Genomic DNA, 19772 nt, shown 5'->3' with positions numbered 1-19772 from the left:
TCTGAAGTACAATGAATAAGCATGCTAAAGCTTTACTGCATTTTATTTCTTTACTGCAGTCTCCTTAACAACTTTTCCATCGAGATATTCAATCATTTTCTGAAGTCTTCCGTCTTCATTAAAAATTTTCCATTTGCCATTTTTTTTTCCTGCCTTATAAAGGCCTTCCGAATTTTCCTTTCCGGATTCTAAATATTCTTTCCACAACCCTTCTTCATAATTATTCCTGAAAGTACCTTCCGCTTTCAATTGCCCGCTTTCAAAAAAAGATTTTGATGCCCCTTCTATCATCCCGTTCGTATAATTATATTCAACAGATTCCTTTCCATCTTCATAGTACCATCTGTTAATGCTGTCCCGTTTTCCCATTTTCCATCCACCCTCTTCTGCAATAACGCTGTTTTTATAAACTCTTCTCCACCCGTTTAAAACTCCATTTATGTAATTCTCCTCTAAAGACAAATAGTTATCAGTGTATTCATGTAAAATTCCATTCAGCTTGCCCCTGCTGAAATCTGCTTCGCGCATTAGCATTCCGCTTGTTTGAAACATGAGAGTAATACCGTTTAAAACATCCTCATGGTATAGCAGCACTCTGCTCAAAAAGCCGTTTTCATAGTATTCCCGCCAAATCCCTTCTTTTTTTCCATTAAGCAAATCTCCTGAGCGTGCAATCTTTCCTGTTACACTATATATTTTTAAGTGTTCTATATTATAATGTTCCGGATCATGAACACGAATGGTATCTGAATAACCAGTTTCCTCATTGTTTTGAGCAAGCAGATAAAGCGGAAAGCAAAAAATAATAAGAACAAAGAATTGTTTCATAGAGTATTATCGATTTATGCACTCAAGATTATTTTTTTACCCGGGTTTTCTTAACTACATCTCCGTTTCTATATTGTTCTGTTTTTTGCAAAATTCCCTCTTCACTAAAAAAACTCCAGGTGCCATTCTTTTTTCCGGAACTATAATCTCCCTCTTCACTTAATTTTCCTGAAGCATAAAATTCTTTCCAATAACCATTTTGATAACTGTTTAAAAAGTTACCTGATGATTTTACCTGGCCATTTTCATAATAGGATATTGAGCTTCCATTTAATGTTCCATTTGTATAGTAATACTCTATAGAAACTTTCCCGATTACAGAGTACCATCTGCTTATACTATCCCGTATGCCCATTTTCCAATTTCCTTCTTCTGAAATGATTCCATTAACGAATATTTTTCGCCACCCATTGAGTTGTCCGTTTTTGTATGGTTCAATGGAAGTCATAACCCCGCCATGAAATGCATGGCTGATCCCTTCAAGTATTCCATTTTCATAGAAATCTTCGCGGGCCAGCTGTGCACCCGGCTCAAAAATTAAAAACACCCCGTTTAATATATCTTCATGAAATTGCTGAAGGCTGCTAAGCAATCCATTTTGATAATAAGTACGCCAGGAGCCTTCCCTTTTCCCATTTACAATATTGCCTATACGCCTGAGATCTCTTGTGTAATGACCATAAATACTAAGTTGCATGGAATTAGAATGAAGCGGATCAATAACCTTCACAGTGTCATAAATTCCCCCTGATTCCAGTTCTGTTTGGGCAAAAAGATAAAGCGGCAGGAAAAATAAACCAATTATAAATAATGACTTCATTACCGCGAAATTATGGGAACGAATTAATAGTACCTCAATTAGATAACCGGATTATTACTTTTAGACTGTAATACTTTTTGGCAAAAACACACCTATTTTAAATGAATGCATACAGGTAATTATAATACGGTTTTGCAATGAAAGACTTAACAAATAAAGTAGTAATTATTACAGGGGCCTCATCTGGAATTGGAAAATCCTGTGCTTTTTCATTCGCAAAAAAAAATGCTGCTGTAATGTTAGCTGCACGTGACGATAGCAAACTGAAGAAGGTGTGCGATGAAATAAAATCTGCAGGTGGAATTGCTTCTTTTTGTAAAACTGATGTAAGCAGAGAAAATGATTGCAAAAATCTTATAGAAAAAACAGTTGAAGAATTTGGGAGAATAGATGTGCTCATTAATAATGCAGGTATATCTATGAGGGCATTATTTGCAGATCTCGATTTAATAGTAATTCGAGAATTGATGGATACCAATTTTTGGGGAACAGTCTATTGCACCAAATATGCGCTTACAGAAATATTGAAAAATAAAGGAAGCATAGCAGGGGTTTCTTCCATTGCAGGTTTCAAAGGATTACCAGGCCGAGCTGGTTATTCCGCTTCAAAATTTGCGATGCAGGGATTCCTGGAATCATTGAGAATTGAGACACTCAAAAAAGGAATTCACGTGCTTATAGTTTGTCCTGGTTATACTTCTTCCAACATCCGTCTTAGTGCTTTAAACAAAGAAGGAAAAGAGCAAGGTGAAACACCTTTGGATGAAAATAAGTTAATGAGTGCTGATGAGGTTGCTAATGAAATAGTAAAAGGCATTCAGAAAGAGACCCGCACTTTAATATTAACATCTCAAGGGAAAATTACTGTTTTACTAAATAAATTTTTTCCGGCCTTTATGGATAAAATGGTATATAGAGTAGTCTCGAAAGAACCAGGTTCACCTTTCCCTTAATAATTCAAATCTTCCATTAGGTTACCATTTTCATAGAACGTTTTCCACTCTCCGGATTTTAAACCCTTTTCATAAGATCCGATAACTTTTACTTTACCCATTTTATAGTAAGATTTATAAGATCCATCTGCTTCATTGTTTTTAAAATTAATTTCTTCATTTAATTCACTTGTTGCATAATAAAATTTCCAGAGGCCTTCCCTGTTGCCATTTACATATTGTCCTTGTTGCTTAGATTTACGATTTTCATAATAAGACGTATAATTCCCGTTTAATAAGCCATCGCGATATTGCTCTTCTACCATCATTTCACCATTTTCAAAATAGACGTTTCGAAAACCATTTGGCAATCCATTACGGTAAAGTGCTCGTTCACTAAATTTACCTGATGGGTAATATTGATACAGGGTGTCTACAATCCTGTTGCTGCTGTATGTTCTTTTTTCCTTTAGCTTTCCATCTTCGGCATACAATAAATAAACGCCTTGCTTTACATTAGGGCTATCCGATATTACGCTGTACACTTCACGTGGCATTTTCCCTTCGGAATTGTAAAAACTAATAACCCGTTGTAAATCGTCATGCTTGCACGAAACAAGGACAAAAAACAGCAATAATTTATTTTTCATGCTGACAAAATTTTTTAAAGCACCAGTTTAATTATTTGATTTTCCAGATTCTGCGTAATCTGGATTATTTTGACAACATAAATTAAAGTTATGATGGATGAAATAAAAAAATTAATAGAGGAAGCCTGGAATAAGCGCGAATTGTTGAAGGAAAAATTATACCGGGAAGCTATAGAAATCCTGATCAGCAAACTTGATTCAGGAACCGTTCGTATTGCAGAAAAGAGGTTGGGAGAATGGTGCACAAATGATTGGATTAAGAAAGGAGTATTAATGTATTTTTCTATTATGCCGATGAAAGAATATGAAGCAGGATTTATGAATTTTTATGATAAAATTCCAATAAAGAAAAATTATAAAGAGTCCGGAGTTCGGGCAGTACCGACCTGTATTGCACGCTATGGATCCTACATAGCTAAAGATGTAATCCTGATGCCATCCTATATAAATATTGGAGCTTTTGTGGATGAAGGTACACTCGTGGATACATGGGCAACTGTAGGTTCCTGTGCACAAATTGGCAAGAATGTTCACCTTAGCGGAGGGGTTGGAATAGGTGGTGTATTAGAACCTGTTCAGGCAAACCCTGTTATAATAGAAGACAACTGTTTTATTGGATCCCGATGTATTGTAGTGGAGGGAGTTATCGTGGAAGAAGAAGCAGTTTTGGGTGCAAATGTAGTGCTTACACAAAGCACAAAAATTATTGATGTATCAGGTAACGATCCGATAGAATTTCGTGGAAAAGTGCCAGCCAGAAGTGTTGTAATTCCAGGAGCTTATGTAAAAAAATTTCCTGCCGGCGATTATAATGTAAACTGTGCCCTGATAATAGGAAAACGTAAAGAAAGCACCGATAAAAAAACTTCACTGAATCAAACCTTGCGGGAATTCAATGTTTCAGCATAAGTATATTCCGGGAGAAAACAATTTCATTTTAATTCACATTAGTAATAATCATATAATTTGAACTCCTATTGAGATTAGTGATTTTGATGTTATTTTGCGCTCCCGCCGAAGTGGTGAAATTGGTAGACACGCTGTGTTCAGGGCGCAGTGCCCGCAAGGGCATGAGAGTTCGAGTCTCTCCTTCGGCACTTATTAACCTGTGCATTGGATACTGTTCAATAAACATGCTTTAATAATATTAAATATTTTCCTGGAGTAAAATGCTACCTGCCACTAAGTAATTTTCATTGGAACTGTTTTTGCTCCATAAGAGCAAATAATAACAGTGAATTTGTTACGTTTCTTTTTCCCCTCTTTTTTAAGTCTTCTTTTCTTTTCTCAGTTTGCTTTTTCTCAAATCGAGGGGCTTTTTCATAATCCTGTTTACAGTAATTACCGCAGAACCGGGGATATTCAGTACAGCTCTGCTTATAATTATCAGTACAGCAAGCAGGAAAATTTATTATTAGATATGTATGAACCTGATAATGTGACATCTTACCTTCGGCCGGTGCTTGTATACGCACATCCTGGAGGTTTTACTGCAGGGGATAAGTATAATTACAATAAGGTACCTGATGTTTGCAGTTATTTTGCACAGCGTGGATGGGTTACAGTTTCAATCAATTACCGGTTGGGTATAGAAAATGTAAGATCAACGACTGATAACTTTGAAGAGGTATATGAAGCGACACAGGATGCCAAAGCAGCCGTTCGGTTTTTACGGGCCCATGCTGATGAATATTGTATAGATACCTCGGCTATTTTTATGACAGGTGCTTCGGCTGGAGGTTCTCTGACGCTCGAAACTGCATATTGGGATCAGGAGGAGGCTGGTAAATTTGTGGACGTAACTAAATTAGGATTGCTGGAAACAAATGATAACAGTGGTTACTCATCAAAAGTAAGAGCTGTAGTGAGTTGCTGGGGCGGGGTTAATGATACTTCGTGGTTAAACAACAATAATGTACCGCAATATCTTTTTCATGGAACAAACGATCCCACAGTGCCTTATACTTCCGGGTATAATAATAATAACATATATATCTACGGAAGCTACGATATTCATGAAGCTGCCTTGCGTTACGGAATGGAATCTTATTTACATCCCTTTTATGGTTTCGGCCATGGAATACCGGATGACTCTCCCCAGTTTGACACTTTGTTGATTTTAAGCAATGACTTTTTATACGCTCATCTGCCACAGAGCGTACTTTCGCAAACAATTTGCTCACGCAGTAGCCCTGTTCCTGAACAAAGTGGTATTACTATTCGTCCAACTATTTCATCAGGAGACCTTACAGTCAATAATGGGTCGTCATTAAATGAGTTTACAGGAACATTTTTACTTTACAGCTTATCCGGCCAGGTAGTTTATTCACGGATAGTTACTATAGGAGCTTCATCGTCAATTTCTATAAATATTAATTCTCTTGAAGCAGGAATTTATTTTGCTGAATTGAAAAATAAGGATCAGGCATTCAAGCAAAAAATTATTATTATTCCATAATCATGCAACGTTGAAAGTAACCTTTTTACTTTTTTTTATTTTATCTGTTTTTATAAATGATTCCAGGGCTCAGATTCCCGGACTATTCCTTGATTCCATATATGCTTATCACCGCATTCCGGATATACAATACGGATCTGCTTATAACTTTCAAAAAGACGTTCAGGAAAAGCTTTTGCTGGATATTTATGAACCGAGTGCCTCTACTGATTATCAACGCCCCGTTTTGATTTATGTACATGGCGGGGGTTTTACTTCAGGAAGTAAAGGAGGGCCTGCGGATATACCCGTTTTTGCACAATACTTTGCACCACGCGGCTGGGTAGTAGCGTCTATTGATTATCGCCTTGGTGTTGAAGATGCGTCTACTACAGCTGATAATTACGAAGAAGCTTATGAAGCAACACAGGATGCAAAGGCCGCAATTCGCTATTTCAGGAGATATGCCCAGGACTATTGTGTGGATACTTCAGCCATTTTTATGACTGGCATCTCTGCAGGTGGTGCTACAGCATTAACCTGCGCTTACTGGGATCCGGAGGAAGCTAACCCCATTATAGATGAACAAAAGCTTGGCCTTATAGACGAAGGAAGTGGCAACCTGGGATACTCTTCTCACTTAACGGCGATCGTGAATTGCTGGGGAGGAATTAACGATACCAGCTGGATGAAAAATAATGATATTCCACAATATCTTTTTCATGGTACTGCAGATTCCACCGTGCCTTATCACAGCGGTTACAATTCAAATCAAATTTATTTATACGGAAGTTATGATATTCATCAGGCAGCTATGCGCTACAGTATAGAATCCAACCTGCATCCCTTTTTCGGATTCGGTCATGGCATACCAAATGAATCACCACAGATGGATACAGTATTAATGCTAAGCAGTAAATTTTTCTACAACCATTTTGATACACGGTTACTTACACAGGAAGAATGTAATTTAACCACCGGCATTTCGTATCCGGAGAATCCGGAACAACCACAATTAAAAATGTTACCTAATGCCGCGGAAGGAAGTTTTACGGTTGAAAACCTATCACCAAAATCACCATTTAAAGGCGTTTTGAATGTTTATAATTTATCAGCGCAGATGATCTATACAAAACCTATTTCTATCAATGCAGCTTCTATTCTTAAGGTTTCTTTAACTTTTATTGAAAATGGTATTTACTATGTACAATTTAAGAACAACAGCGAATCTATTACAGAAAAATTAATTTTTGTTCACTGAGGAAAGATCACAGGAAAGGTGAGTAGATGAGCTCACATTCATCAATCTGTTTGAAGTGTTCACTACCACTTATTTTGCTGCAAGAACATCAATATCAAATATCAGGATACTGTTAGGTGGTATTTGACTGCCTGAACCCCGCGATCCGTAACCCAAAGCAGAAGGTATTATTATGGTTCCTTTACTCCCTACATTCAATAAGGCTATTCCTATATGCCATCCTTTGATTACCTGGCTAACTCCAATGGTAACATCATAGGGGTGCCTGCCTGGCTTAAGGGAAGAGTCAAATACTGTTCCATCCATTAGTTTTCCGGTATAGTTCACAGTTACGGTCTGGCCGCTTTGTACCCGTGGGCCCTCACCTTGTTTTGTAACGATATAATAAATTCCTGAGGGATCCTTTTGAGCCTTCAGGTTATTTTTTGCCAGATAATCTTCAATCGTTTTTACTTCAAGTTCAGTTTGCATAGCAGCTTCTTCTTTTTGTTTTTTATCGTATTCTTCTTTTCCCATTAAGGATAGAACATTCACACTAATTTTAATATACTGTCCCTTTTTAGCAAAAGGTGGCATCTCATCCTGGTTCTTATAAGCAGAATCCGTTGACATGAGGAATACAGCACTGTCACCTTGGCCAAGCATTGCAAAACCTTCCATGGGATCGCCACTAAAAGTAGGATCACTCACATTAAATTGTACCGGACCGATTCCCTGGTCGAATGTTGAGAATAGAACGGAATCATTTTGCGTGCTGTACAAAAGATTCAGTTTAATAATGTCCCCCACATTTGCTTTTGGCTTATGGGCATCAATAATAATTTTATACAATAAGCCGTGAGGAGATTTTGAAAAGCCTTCTGTAACGTTTTGTGCAAAAGAATTAAAAACGATGCCGGACATCAGAAGCATTGCGAATACTTGCTTTCTATTCATGATCAGTAGTCATATTTATTTAACAGAGAGCATTTGAATATCGAATACTAAAATGGAATTAGGAGGTATTTTTCCATTACCTCTTTCTCCATAACCAAGGCGGGAGGGAAGAATAAGCTTGCCTTTACTTCCTTCTTTAAAATACCTTAATCCAAAATCCCAACCAGTAATGACCTGGTGATTTCCTAGTACAACTTGTAAAGGCTGCTTGCCGGGTTTTAGGGAGGAATCGAACTCCTGTCCGTTGCTCATTAATTTGCCGGTGTAGTTTACGGTGACATTACTCCCTTCTTTTGGCTGTTTACCTTTACCAGGGTCATCAATCACATAAAAAATACCTAAAGAGTCACTGGTAGCCTTCAGATTATTTTGAGCTATATAAGCTTGTATTTGCTGAATTTCATTATTATACTCCTCATTCATTTTAGATTCTGCCATTTTTTTATAATCTTCTTTTGAAATAAGGCTCATCATCTTAAGGTCAAGCGTAATAATATCTCCGTGTTTCAAAAATGGTGGCAGAGGATATCCCTTAAACATCGTATCTACCGAAACCCTGCACGATCCGCTATCTCCCGGGCCCATCATGTTTAATAACTCAATAGGATCTCCTTTAAACTTAGGCTTATACACTTCGCCGTACTGTGGGGCGTTGCTTGCGGAAGTGTTTAAAATGATCGAATCTTTAGCATTCCGCCACACTGCGGAGTATTGTGCAATTTCACCCTGCTTTGCCTTTGGCTTCTTTGCATCCGTTATAATGCGGTATTGTAAACCATTAGGGCTTTGCTGATATTGATCATTTTTCTTGCAGGAATAAAAAAAGAACACCAGAGATAAAAAGAAAAGTACTAAAACAACACTACCTTTTTTCATTCGGATAACTTGTTTAGGTCATTTTTAAAGGCCGCTAAGATAGCAATTAATTTTTCCTGGGTCTGAGCCACTGAAAGTTGTGACTTACCGCCTGCTGCATTTCTGTGGCCACCGCCTTCAAAATTATTTCTTGCTAAATCATTAACCGAAAAATCTCCTTTAGAGCGGAAAGACAGCCGCACCTCGCCCGGGCGTTGAATGATAAGTACAGAAAGCTGAATGTCCTTTATCCAAAGAGGGTAATTTACCAGGCCTTCTGTATCTCCTGACTGTATATTGAACTTTCTCAGATCCGCGGTTTCCAAAGAAATAATTCCTGTTTTGAATGCCGGAATAATTTTTAGTTTTTCACGAATACAATAGCCAAAGAAGCGCAATCTGTTTTCCGAAAAAGTCTCATAGACTTCCTCATAAATTTTTGTATGGTCGATTCCATATTCTAATAATTCCGCCGAAACACGGTGAACATAAGCGGAAGTGGTGGGTATTCTAAACCGGTCCGTATCAGTCAGGATGCCTGTATAAAGGCAGCTCGCTATATCTTTTGTAATTAAACTTTTATCATCCATTTCCAATATAAATGCATAGACGAGCTCGCAGGTTGAACAGGCCTTAATATTGGAAAATATAAATTCAGCAAAATCATCCGGATCCAAATGGTGATCTATCAGTACCTTAACTGATGCGGAAAGTTCAATGAACTTTCCTAACTCCTCAAGGCGGTACAGCTTATTGAAATCAAGACAAAAAATAATATTCGCTTCTGTTACTAATTGCTGGGCCTGCAAGGTTTGCTTCTCATAATTCATCACATATTCATCACCCGGAAGCCATTTTAAAAATTCAGGATAATCGTTAGGAGTGATTACCGTTACATCATGTTTTTTTAATTTTAAATAATGGTATAGCCCCAATGAAGAACCTATGGCATCGCCATCTGGCCGCTGGTGAGTCGTTATTACAATTTTTTTGGGAGAAGAAAGGAGCTCCTTTAATTCGCTGATAGAAGTCATTTAAAAAACGGTTGGCGAAGGTCAGCTTTTCCCTGCACTATCAAAAATAATTTAACACTGGGAAGTAACAACATTGTTTATATACTTTTGCCGCTTCTGTAATTCTGATTTAATATAGATGCATTACTAAAGCTTATGGCGTTTAAGGAAGTAAATTAAATACCAGAAATACATTTACAAACAATATTTTTTATGACAGGAAACAGAACTTTTACCATTATAAAGCCCGATGCAGTTGCCAATAATAATATTGGTAATATCATTCAGGCAATTACAGATGGCGGATTTAAGATCATTGCTCTAAAGTTCACCCGTATTATTACCACCCAGGCAGAAAAGTTTTATGCTGTTCATTATGAGAGGCCATTTTATAAAGACCTGATTAAGTTCATGATTTCCGGAACGGTTGTAGCTGCCATACTGGAAAAGGAAAATGCGGTTGAAGACTTCAGGATATTGATTGGGGCTACGAATCCTGCGAATGCTTCAGCAGGAACTATAAGAAGAAAATATGCTGAATCGGTAGAGCGGAACGCGGTGCATGGGTCAGATTCCGATGAAAATGCAATCATTGAAGGAAACTTTTTCTTTTCAGAATTAGAGCGCTTTCAATAATACATTTAACAGTACTTATTAAAATTCACCTGTAGCCAACATCACCAAAGTACAGCCTTCAATAGGTTTAATTCCGTGGCTTTCTGCTAACGATATCAGCTCATCATTTTCTGTACCCGGGTTAAAAATTATTCTTTTCGGCTTTAGCGAAAGAATATAGTCATAATACTGTTTTTGACGTTGCGGGTTCAGGTATAAAGTAATAGTATCAATATCTTTCAGATCCGGGGTATTAATAAGAATTGAAATTCCCGAAATATTCCCCTCTCTGATACCGATGGGAATTACCTTATGGCCATGCTTTAAAAGGCGATTTACTGCCAGAAAAGAATATCGGGAAGGGTTTGCAGAGGCACCTAAAACAACCGTAGCTTTTGATTCCATTAGAACTAAACTACATTCTGAAAAGATAAGTCAATTACCATAGCTCAATATAACATACTCAGAGGATTTTCCAGGAATGATTTTACTGTCTCAAGAAAACGTGCACCCCTCGCACCATCTACTACACGGTGATCGCATGACATAGTAACTTTAAGCATGTTTACTATTTTAACCTGGTCATTTAATACAGCCGGAACTTTCTTAATTTTTCCAATGGCAAGAATGCATGCATCCGGCGGATTAATGATTGCTGTGAAGTTGTCAATATCCATCATGCCCAGATTAGAAATGGTAAATGTATTGCCCTGCATTTCCTCCGGTTGCAATTTTTTTTCTTTTGCCCGGGCGGCAAAAGCTTTGGCTTCTTCGCTGATTTGAGATAACAGTTTCAGATCTGCAAACTTTATAACCGGAACCAGCAAGCCTTCTTCAACAGCCACTGCCATCCCAATATTTACATGATGATTGTACCGGATTCTATCCCCCAACCAACTCGAATTTACCTGTGGGTGTTTTTTCAAAGCAAGAGCAACTGCTTTTATGATAATATCATTGAAAGAAATTTTCTTTTCAGGATTTACTGCATTTAAGGCGGCGCGCGATTCTGTACAGCGGTCCATGTTTATTTCTGTTGTCAGGTAAAAATGCGGTGCACTGAATTTGCTTTCCACAAGACGCCGTGCAATAGTTTTTCTCATTTGAGAAAGCGGAACTTCCTCATAGCTCTCAACATCTGCATTTAACGAAGTTTCCTGAGGTTGCTTCCCGCCAGCAGCCTGCGATAGATACTTTTCAATATCGCGCTTAATGATCCGTCCTTCGTCGCCACTGCCTTTTAATTTCTCAAGCGAAATGCCCTCATCACCTGCAATTTTTTTTGCGAGCGGAGATGCCTTTATTCGTTCACCATTTACAGCATCGGAATTTATTACTTCAGGTTCCTTTGGCTGTTGCTGGTTATTGTTACTTGAAATTTCCTTGTTAGAGGTGGAAGGTGGTATTGATGCAGGAGCTTTTTCTATTATAGTTTCCTGCGCAGATTTTTGCGCCTCAGGCATTTTTTCGGGGGCCTGTTCTTCGCTTAATTTTCCATTTTGTTCGTCAGGCTTTTTTTCATTATTTAAAGCAGCCTTGTAATCTTCTCCCTCCTTTCCTAAAACAGCTATTACGTCATCTACCTTTATAGTGGCTCCTTTCTCAGCACCTATATAAAGCAACGTTCCTTCCTGGTAGCTTTCAAATTCCATAACTGCTTTATCTGTTTCGATTTCTGCGAGCAGATCACCGGACTTCACCTTATCCCCTGTTTTTTTATGCCAGGAAACAATCACCCCTTCTGTCATGGTGTCGCTCATCTTAGGCATGCGAATTACTTCGGCCATCTATAATTGTTTTTGTACGATAAATTTATCTCTATTTATCAATAAAGCCTAAAAGTCTAAATCCAGCTTTAACCGGTCTTTAAAGTCCTTTAATTTTGGATTTTTTTTAACCATATGATTAAACTTATCAATTGCCTGATAAGGCTTCCAATTCGTTTCGGCTTTCGATTTAGTTTTATCAACCCGGATTATAAGGTCAATGGATTTCTTTCCCAATTCCTTTTTTAAAAAATAACTCATTTCCTCACGTTCGGAATTAAGATGGTTGTAGAACGTAGTGTTACCCACAGCAATCAGTATGGTTTTCTTTTCTTTGATTTCAGGGGGAAAGGTTTCTAAAATTTTTACAACCGGAATCTTTTTATCTCCGTCTAATTTTTGAAGATAACTTTTCCAAACCTGTTGAAAAGCATAATGATCTATTTCTTCATATACAATTTCTACCTGCGGTATGTCTTTCTCCTCGCTTTCATTTTTTTGAATCTCTTTTTTCAAATCACTGAGAGACGAAAGCTTTATTGAATTACCATTCTGTTGTTTTAAAACTTCCCGCGGTATTGGCACTTCGTTTTTAGGAAGCTGTTGGTTTTGAACAGGAAATTCGTTTACCTGCTGATTTGTGACCATTTCCGGCTTTGGCTTTTCTATATCAGGTTGAGACTTTTTTTTTACTTCTACGGACCGGTCCTTTGAGAGCTGAATTGCACTAGGTAAAAAACATAATTTCAAAATTGCCATTTCCACACACAGCCTTCGGTTTTTACTTGTACGATACTGGATTTCCTGTTCCGTAATAATGCTCAGTCCGGAAAGTAAAAATCCCATAGAAGTATAGCCGGCTTGTTGTAAATACCTTTGCCTAATATTTTCAGAAAAATCCATCAGCTCAATGGTATTCGAGTCCTTAGCTACTAAGAGATTACGGAAATGGTCAGCCAGCCCGGTTAGAAAATTCTCACCATCAAAACCTTTTTGAAGAATCTGGTTAAAGGTTAGCAAGGCGGAAGATGAATCTTCTGAAAGAAAGAAATCTGTAATACGGAAGAAATAATCGTAGTCCAGGATATTAAGGTTTTCAATTACTTCACTATACTGAATCTGGCCATTGGCAAAAATGCTGATACGGTCAAACATTGAAAGGGCATCCCGTAATGCACCTTCGGCTTTCCGCGCAATCAAATGCAAAGCATCTTTTTCCGCTTTAATATTTTCTTTTTTAGCAACGATTGAAAGGTGCGTTACAATATCATCTGTCTGGATACGGTTAAAATCGAAAATCTGGCAGCGTGAAAGAATCGTTGGAATAATTTTATGTTTCTCCGTGGTGGCTAAAATAAAAATTGCATACGAAGGTGGTTCTTCCAGGGTCTTTAAAAAAGCATTAAATGCCGAAGAGGAAAGCATGTGCACCTCATCAATAATATAGATTTTTTTCTTACCCGTTTGAGGAGCAAACCGGATCTGGTCTATTAAAGAACGAATATCTTCTACTGAATTATTGGAAGCTGCGTCTAATTCATGAATGTTAAAAGACTGATTATTATTGAATGCTTCACATGCCGCACATTCATTACACGGCTCAAAATCTATGGTTAAATTTTCGCAGTTTACTGCTTTGGCCAGGATTCTTGCACAGGTAGTTTTACCCACGCCCCGGGGGCCACAGAATAAAAAAGCCTGGGCCAGTTGATTAGTTCGCAAAGCATTCTTCAGGGTATTGGTAACCTGGGGTTGGCCTATTACATCTTCAAATCGTGAAGGGCGGTATTTCCTCGCAGATACAATAAAATTTTCCATCAGTGAATTACAAAGATATTTCTTCCGAAGAAAATAATTTACCAGGAATAAAAAAAGACAGTTTAATCTCTTTTCGCGAAAGACTCTAAAATAGAATTAATCAAGGAAAGAATCAGCGAAAATATAAGCGCCCACCAAAAACCGTCTACTCTGAAGCCAGCAATCATCCTGCTTGCAAGCAAGATGCATAAGGCATTTATAATAAGCAAAAATAAACCCATGGTAATAATAGTTACCGGAAGGGTAAGAATTACCATAACAGGTTTTACAACGGTATTAATTAGCATAAGCACCGCAGCTACTGCAATAGCCGATATCATTCCATCAACGGATACTCCCGGAAGAAGATACGAGGTAATAATTACGGATAGCCCCGTGACTAAAATTTTGGCAAGCAGGTTCATGCTAATCAGGACGAATAAAGTAAGAGCTTGTTTACCAAAGAATCAATAAATAAACAACCCTTCCCGGTTGGGGAAGGGTTGAATACTGTTAATTCATACTGTATTTAGTAATCCATTCCACCCATTCCGCCAGGAGGCATTGCCGGTGCCCTTTCTTCTTTCGGCTTCTCTACAATTACACATTCTGTAGTTAACAGCATAGAAGCAATTGACACTGCATTTTCAAGGGCTACGCGTGTAACCTTGGTAGGATCAATTACTCCTGCAGCAAGCAGATTCTCATATACTTCAGTACGGGCATTAAAGCCATAATCATCTGTTCCTTCCTTTACTTTTTGAACAATGATGCTGCCTTCCTGTCCGGCATTGATCGCTATTTGACGAAGAGGTTCTTCGAGAGCACGACGTACAATGTTTACTCCTGTTTCTTCATCATCATTAATAAAGTTTACATTTTCAAGTGCTTTAAGTGCACGGATATATGCTACTCCACCACCGGCTACAATACCTTCTTCAACAGCGGCGCGGGTCGCATGCAATGCATCATCAACACGGGCTTTCTTTTCTTTCATTTCAACTTCACTTGCGGCACCTACGTGGAGCACTGCAACACCACCACTCAGCTTTGCCAAACGTTCCTGCAGTTTTTCTTTATCATAATCGCTTGTAGTAGTTTCAATCTGAGCTTTTATCTGATTTACCCTGGCTGTTATGTCTTTCTTTTCACCTGAGCCATTTACTATGGTGGTATTATCCTTGTCTACAATAATTTTTTCTGCTTTACCCAGATATGCAAGTGTTGCATTTTCAAGTTTATAGCCACGGTCTTCACTGATAACCGTTCCGCCTGTCAATACTGCAATATCTTCCAGCATTTCTTTTCGGCGATCTCCAAAACCAGGAGCTTTTACAGCTACTACTTTTAAAGTACCGCGAATCTTGTTTACCACTAAAGTTGCCAGTGCTTCTCCTTCCAGGTCTTCAGCAATAATTAACATCGGACCACCACCTTGTGCTACTTTCTCAAGAATTGGTAGCAGGTCTTTCATAGAAGAAATTTTCTTCTCATAAATTAAAATGTAAGGACGTTCCATGTCCGCTTCCATCTTATCGGGATTGGTAACGAAATAAGGAGAAAGATAACCCCTGTCGAACTGCATTCCTTCCACCACTTCTACAGTAGTCTCTGTTCCACGGGCTTCTTCAACAGTTATAACACCTTCTTTTTTAACTTTCGTCATTGCTTCCGCAATCAATTTTCCGATCTCTGAATCATTGTTTGCAGAAATGGTTGCCACAGCTTCAATCTTATTATTGTCGTTACCGACCTGCTGTGACTGACTTTTTAAATGCTCAATAACTGCAATTGATGCCTTATCCATACCACGTTTCAAATCCATAGGATTGGCGCCGGCAGCTACATTTTTCAATCCTGCAGTAATCATTGCCTGGGCAAGTACCGTTGCAGTAGTAGTCCCATCGCCTGCTACATCAGCAGTTTTGGAAGCAACTTCCTTCACCATTTGGGCACCCATATTTTCAATAGGGTCTTCCAGCTCGATTTCTTTTGCTACAGTTACACCATCCTTTGTGATCAGGGGTGCACCATATTTTTTTTCAATCACAACATTGCGTCCTTTAGGACCAAGTGTAACCTTTACTGCATCGGCCAATGAATCAACTCCTTTTTTCAGGCGATCCCGGGCATCTGTAGTGTAATTTATTAGTTTTGACATGTTTAAAGATTTTAAAGTTTTGTATTCAAGGGGAGTAATGCTATTATACTGTAGTCTGCATTTAAAGGCATAATGATTATATTATTGCGAAAATATCGCTCTCACGCATAATCAAATATTCCTGACCTTCAATGGTGATTTCAGTTCCGGCGTATTTGCCATATAATACCGTATCTCCGGCCTTCACCGTCATTGGTTCATCTTTTTTACCACCACCTACGGCCATTACGGTACCTTTCATAGGTTTTTCTTTTGCAGTGTCCGGAATAATAATGCCGCCCTTTGTTTTTTCTTCGGCATCTGCAGGCTGTACTAAGACACGGTCAGCCAACGGTTTCAAATTTACTTTTGACATAATTTATTTTTTGATTTTAGGTTATAAATCGCTTTTCTGAAGACTCTTGCCCATTGCGATTGTCATGCCACGTGCATTTTCATGACAGATTAGGCATATAAAGAAAATGTTTCGGGCGGCAAAGGTAACCATTATGACAGTATTTCATTATTCAGATACTTTTTAATAATTGACATTTTGGGATAACCTCTTCTTAACAGTCATTACATACCAACAAATAACATTTAGCAAGTTGTTAGGGGAGGACTTTATATAAACCATTAATCTGATAAGAAGAGGCCATAGAGAAATACTATTATTTTCCGATATAGGAATGTTTCAACTATTAAGCATATTCTGACAGGTTACCATTTCTTAAAATTTTTGTAACATAGTAGTGAAATAATTCTGCGAAAATGAAAAAACTAAGTTCCGACTGGCTTACTCAGGGAACGATTGATTTTGAATATAAGAAGTATATTTTGCTGGCATATTTACAGGAAGTAAGTCGTGACTTCGATGAAAAAAAATTATACCCGGTACTATCAGACCTGGTATTGCACTATAATAACCTGGTTACCATAAAAAAAAATAAAACATATACTTCGCAGCTTTTTCCAAAGCACATTACCAAAATGGATTTAGAAAATTTTAAAATTGAATTTGAAAAGCTGATTGCTGATGAAGATTATTTAAAGGAGGTAGAATCTATAATTGATTTTGCAGTGCCCCGAATTCATCACTTTCTTGAAAACGGTAAGGAAATTTATCAGTCTGTAGAAGAAAACCTCATGATTTTTCCGGTAGGTATTGTTTCACTTAACCCGGAAAATGGTTATATGATGCTGACACAATCGAAATCAAGTGACACACAGGTTTATAGCTATGAAATTACCCTATTTGAAAATGTAACTGAGAAATTCAGGGGAATTAAAACCCAGTTTATCGGTCACTATTCACGCAGCATCAGCAATACCTTCGAATCGATAAAGTTTCAATTGATCCGTGAATTTAAAAATTCGACAAACCCTGCAGCTTTTGTAATTGAATCGAAAAATGTTTATCCTTTAAATGAAACTCTTTTGCCTGTTGCTAAAAGATCTCTCGTACGGTATATCTATACAATAGCAGCATAAAAAATTCCTGTAGAATTATTTTCTCGTAGAATCAAGAGGCGACTGCGTTGCAGGCGCTGAAGGTAGATTTTTTATAGGAGGTGGGGCGGGGGTTGCATTCTCCAGTTCTGATTTAGGACCTGTGTTAACTACAGGGCCACTTCCCACAAAAGCAAAAGTTATCAAACTAAGAAGCGATATACCTATAACAAAACCCCAGGTTGCTTTTTCCAGAAAATCTGTTGTTCGTTTTACCCCTAGAAATTGATTGGATATACCTCCAAATGTCTGAGAAAGCCCCCCCCCTTTTGGATTCTGAATTAAAACAACTAAAATGAGTAAAACACAGGCAATTACAATAAGAATAGTGATAAGGGAATACATGTTGATTTTTTAAATTTCATCAATAGCATTTGAAGCAATCATTGTTGACCCGCAGCTTTCTGTACTAACCAGATTGCTGGTTGCGCTTCAATTCTTTGATGCGGGCTGCAAAGAACGATAATTTTTCAGGAAATTTCAAACTCAGGCGTGCATACATACGGATAGCTTTATCATATTTACCTTGCTTGCCATAAATTTCAGCAAGCGTTTCGCTAATCATTTCTTCATCAAGCTCCAGGCTCTTTTGCGCGAGATCTTCCGGAGAAAGCTTTTTTTCAGATTTTAAAGCTTCATGAGGCTTAAGTACAGAAACTATTTTATCTATTGTCTCCAGTTCAGACTGAATGCCACCTAAATATAATTTATCCGGTTTACCAAGTGTGTGTAACGGCGTGATGGTAATCTCTTTTTCTTCACTCCCACCTTTTACTTGAGGAATATTTTTATTAGTTCCTTTATAATCCTCATGCCTAAAAAATGTTAACCATTCCTGAAATGTATATGATTTTTGAGGAAGAAATTGTCCCGGAGATTGTACCTGCTTATTAATTCTGAAGCCTTCTTCAACTTTACCTAAAGTGATATTTTTCGCTTTATCAGGCACTTCCGTGGTTACTGATTCAAGCCTTATAACCGCATCTGACTCCCGGTTAATTTCAGTAATATCTTCAACTAAATTTTGCTCCTCTATTTCCATAGGAAAAAACTCTGAGGCACTTCCGTTCTGACTGGTAATCAATAAATCTTCTTTTAAGTCCTGCACTTCTTCCCTGCTCCATTTATCTTCCGATATTTTAGATGAAGTCGTTTTTTGAAACGCTTCATTCCTATCAGGATAGTTTTCATCTTTTAGTTGCGCAGCAGATTCCATATTAAAAGATTTATCTGCCTGCTTTTCCTTCAAATCCGGGTCTGCATACCTTAAGATGAATTCTTCTTCTATAGTACTAACAGATTGTATTTCGGGATCGTTTTCTTCCACCAATTCTTCCTTTTCATCATCCGGAATAAACCCAGGGCTTAGTTCTACAACTGTTCCGGATTCATTGAGTAAAAACAGTTCATTTTCTAAAAAAAGGTCACTGTATGGCGCATCGGAAATGTCGACGTTTTTTTGTACCCAATCAAATAATTTTGATCTGTCAACAGCATATAAAGCAGTTATATTCAGCTGTTTTTCAAAATCCGGATGATTTTCAATTTGATATTTTTTAAGCAGCAGTAAGTGCGCAGTTTGAAAATAGGGAAATTGGATTACCAGCTCTTCCAAAGCCTTTACATCTGTACTTTTAAGCACCGATGGATCTTTTAAAAGGGAAAGCAGCATGGTTGCATCCATATTACCAGTTTACGACAGCCTTGTTAAAGATATCGTCTACCAACTGACTATTAATATCATCAATCAGTTGCACCTGCACAGAAGCAAGGTCCTGGCTGCTGCTATAATCAGCATATCGAGAAAACGTTGATGTCCATGATTGTTTTTCATTTTTATGGTTAATAAATTCAATACTTACTGATATCGTGATCCGGTTAAGCGCAGCCGTTTCATTGGCTACAGCTGCAGCTGGCGAGATATTGTATTGAGTAATAGCACCCTGAAACTCAAGATCTCCGCTGCTCTCCACCATTTTTAAATTGGTTCCTGTTGACAGTTTATTTTTTAGTGCTTCAGTAAAAGACTGACTTAAAGTAGGGATTACAATCTGTGCCTGGTTTGCTATATAATGAACCGTAAATGTTTTTACATCCGGATCAATAGAGGCACCGGTAAGAGAATATACACCGCAGCTGGTACATGCACAAAAAGTAATAATAAGAAAGCAATATTTTATAAATTTCATTTCGATTTATCTCATAAACTAAAC

At 37.8% G+C, this 19772-nt stretch carries 21 protein-coding genes and 1 tRNA gene; 7 read left to right on the top strand and 15 right to left on the bottom strand.

The annotated features are described in order from the left end of the window. Positions 1-42 precede the first annotated feature (42 nt). The gene (locus H0W62_03465; GenBank protein ID MBA3647601.1) at positions 43-828 is read right to left on the bottom strand and encodes a toxin-antitoxin system YwqK family antitoxin; all 786 of its coding nucleotides are present in this window, start codon (positions 826-828) and stop codon (positions 43-45) included. A 28-nt stretch (positions 829-856) separates the two neighbouring features. Further along, positions 857-1648, bottom strand: a complete 792-nt coding sequence (locus tag H0W62_03460) for a toxin-antitoxin system YwqK family antitoxin (GenBank protein ID MBA3647600.1) — start codon at positions 1646-1648, stop codon at positions 857-859. Positions 1649-1785: 137 nt separating this feature from the next. On the opposite strand from H0W62_03460, the gene H0W62_03455 reads away from it, so the two are divergent. Further along, positions 1786-2601, top strand: a complete 816-nt coding sequence (locus H0W62_03455) for an SDR family oxidoreductase (GenBank protein ID MBA3647599.1) — start codon at positions 1786-1788, stop codon at positions 2599-2601. Here H0W62_03455 and H0W62_03450 read toward each other — a convergent pair. Beyond that, entirely contained in the window at positions 2598-3230 is a 633-nt protein-coding gene (locus tag H0W62_03450; protein MBA3647598.1) for a toxin-antitoxin system YwqK family antitoxin, read from the bottom strand. The genes H0W62_03455 and H0W62_03450 overlap by 4 nt on opposite strands. 93 nt (positions 3231-3323) lie before the next feature. Here H0W62_03450 and H0W62_03445 point away from each other — a divergent pair, with 93 nt between their 5' ends. From H0W62_03445 to H0W62_03430, 4 genes are all read left to right on the top strand, one after another. Then, positions 3324-4139, top strand: coding sequence for a 2,3,4,5-tetrahydropyridine-2,6-dicarboxylate N-succinyltransferase (locus tag H0W62_03445; protein ID MBA3647597.1), 816 nt, complete (start codon positions 3324-3326; stop codon positions 4137-4139). 104 nt (positions 4140-4243) lie between these two features. Continuing rightward, a tRNA-Leu gene (locus tag H0W62_03440) sits at positions 4244-4327 on the top strand. A gap of 137 nt (positions 4328-4464) precedes the next feature. Then, positions 4465-5688, top strand: coding sequence for a carboxylesterase family protein (locus H0W62_03435; GenBank protein ID MBA3647596.1), 1224 nt, complete (start codon positions 4465-4467; stop codon positions 5686-5688). Positions 5689-5698: 10 nt separating this feature from the next. Then, positions 5699-6928 carry a carboxylesterase family protein gene (locus H0W62_03430; protein ID MBA3647595.1) on the top strand — a complete coding sequence of 410 codons (1230 nt, stop codon included), beginning with the start codon at positions 5699-5701 and terminating at the stop codon, positions 6926-6928. Positions 6929-6997: 69 nt separating this feature from the next. On the opposite strand, the gene H0W62_03425 is transcribed toward H0W62_03430, so the two are convergent. The 3 genes from H0W62_03425 to H0W62_03415 are packed head-to-tail and all read right to left on the bottom strand — an operon-like array spanning position 6998 to position 9753. Beyond that, positions 6998-7864: an FKBP-type peptidyl-prolyl cis-trans isomerase gene (locus tag H0W62_03425; GenBank protein MBA3647594.1), complete on the bottom strand. Its 867-nt coding sequence runs from the start codon at positions 7862-7864 to the stop codon at positions 6998-7000. A 15-nt stretch (positions 7865-7879) separates the two neighbouring features. Further along, positions 7880-8740 carry an FKBP-type peptidyl-prolyl cis-trans isomerase gene (locus tag H0W62_03420; GenBank protein ID MBA3647593.1) on the bottom strand — a complete coding sequence of 287 codons (861 nt, stop codon included), beginning with the start codon at positions 8738-8740 and terminating at the stop codon, positions 7880-7882. Then, positions 8737-9753, bottom strand: coding sequence for a bifunctional oligoribonuclease/PAP phosphatase NrnA (locus H0W62_03415; protein ID MBA3647592.1), 1017 nt, complete (start codon positions 9751-9753; stop codon positions 8737-8739). Before H0W62_03415 ends, H0W62_03420 begins: the two co-directional genes overlap by 4 nt. Positions 9754-9945: 192 nt before the next feature. Between H0W62_03415 and H0W62_03410 the strand changes: the two genes are divergently transcribed. Next, positions 9946-10368, top strand: a complete 423-nt coding sequence (locus H0W62_03410; protein ID MBA3647591.1) for a nucleoside-diphosphate kinase — start codon at positions 9946-9948, stop codon at positions 10366-10368. A gap of 18 nt (positions 10369-10386) precedes the next feature. Here H0W62_03410 and H0W62_03405 read toward each other — a convergent pair whose 3' ends face one another. From H0W62_03405 to H0W62_03380, 6 genes are all read right to left on the bottom strand, one after another. Further along, positions 10387-10752, bottom strand: a complete 366-nt coding sequence (locus H0W62_03405; GenBank protein ID MBA3647590.1) for a CoA-binding protein — start codon at positions 10750-10752, stop codon at positions 10387-10389. A gap of 44 nt (positions 10753-10796) precedes the next feature. Continuing rightward, complete coding sequence (locus tag H0W62_03400) at positions 10797-12134, bottom strand: pyruvate dehydrogenase complex dihydrolipoamide acetyltransferase (protein MBA3647589.1); 1338 nt, start codon at positions 12132-12134, stop codon at positions 10797-10799. A gap of 48 nt (positions 12135-12182) precedes the next feature. Beyond that, entirely contained in the window at positions 12183-13931 is a 1749-nt protein-coding gene (gene dnaX, locus H0W62_03395) for a DNA polymerase III subunit gamma/tau (GenBank protein MBA3647588.1), read from the bottom strand. A 62-nt stretch (positions 13932-13993) separates the two neighbouring features. Continuing rightward, entirely contained in the window at positions 13994-14335 is a 342-nt protein-coding gene (locus tag H0W62_03390) for a phage holin family protein (GenBank protein MBA3647587.1), read from the bottom strand. A gap of 104 nt (positions 14336-14439) precedes the next feature. Continuing rightward, entirely contained in the window at positions 14440-16071 is a 1632-nt protein-coding gene (gene groL, locus H0W62_03385; GenBank protein ID MBA3647586.1) for a chaperonin GroEL, read from the bottom strand. A 76-nt stretch (positions 16072-16147) separates the two neighbouring features. Beyond that, positions 16148-16426, bottom strand: a complete 279-nt coding sequence (locus H0W62_03380) for a co-chaperone GroES (protein ID MBA3647585.1) — start codon at positions 16424-16426, stop codon at positions 16148-16150. A 395-nt stretch (positions 16427-16821) separates the two neighbouring features. On the opposite strand from H0W62_03380, the gene H0W62_03375 reads away from it, so the two are divergent. Next, a complete protein-coding gene (locus H0W62_03375) occupies positions 16822-17541 on the top strand; it encodes a hypothetical protein (GenBank protein ID MBA3647584.1) in 720 nt (239 codons plus the stop codon). A gap of 15 nt (positions 17542-17556) precedes the next feature. Here the strand turns inward: H0W62_03375 and secG are convergent, their stop codons facing one another. From secG to H0W62_03360, 3 genes are all read right to left on the bottom strand, one after another. Next, positions 17557-17904 carry a preprotein translocase subunit SecG gene (gene secG, locus H0W62_03370; protein ID MBA3647583.1) on the bottom strand — a complete coding sequence of 116 codons (348 nt, stop codon included), beginning with the start codon at positions 17902-17904 and terminating at the stop codon, positions 17557-17559. 64 nt (positions 17905-17968) lie between these two features. Beyond that, positions 17969-19243, bottom strand: coding sequence for a tetratricopeptide repeat-containing protein (locus H0W62_03365; protein ID MBA3647582.1), 1275 nt, complete (start codon positions 19241-19243; stop codon positions 17969-17971). Position 19244: 1 nt separating this feature from the next. Further along, a complete protein-coding gene (locus tag H0W62_03360) occupies positions 19245-19748 on the bottom strand; it encodes an LptE family protein (GenBank protein MBA3647581.1) in 504 nt (167 codons plus the stop codon). Positions 19749-19772: the final 24 nt, after the last annotated feature.

The sequence above is a fragment of the Chitinophagales bacterium genome (assembly GCA_013816805.1).
Taxonomy (GTDB): domain Bacteria; phylum Bacteroidota; class Bacteroidia; order Chitinophagales; family UBA10324; genus MGR-bin340.
This window is presented reverse-complemented; position numbering and strand designations above follow the sequence as displayed.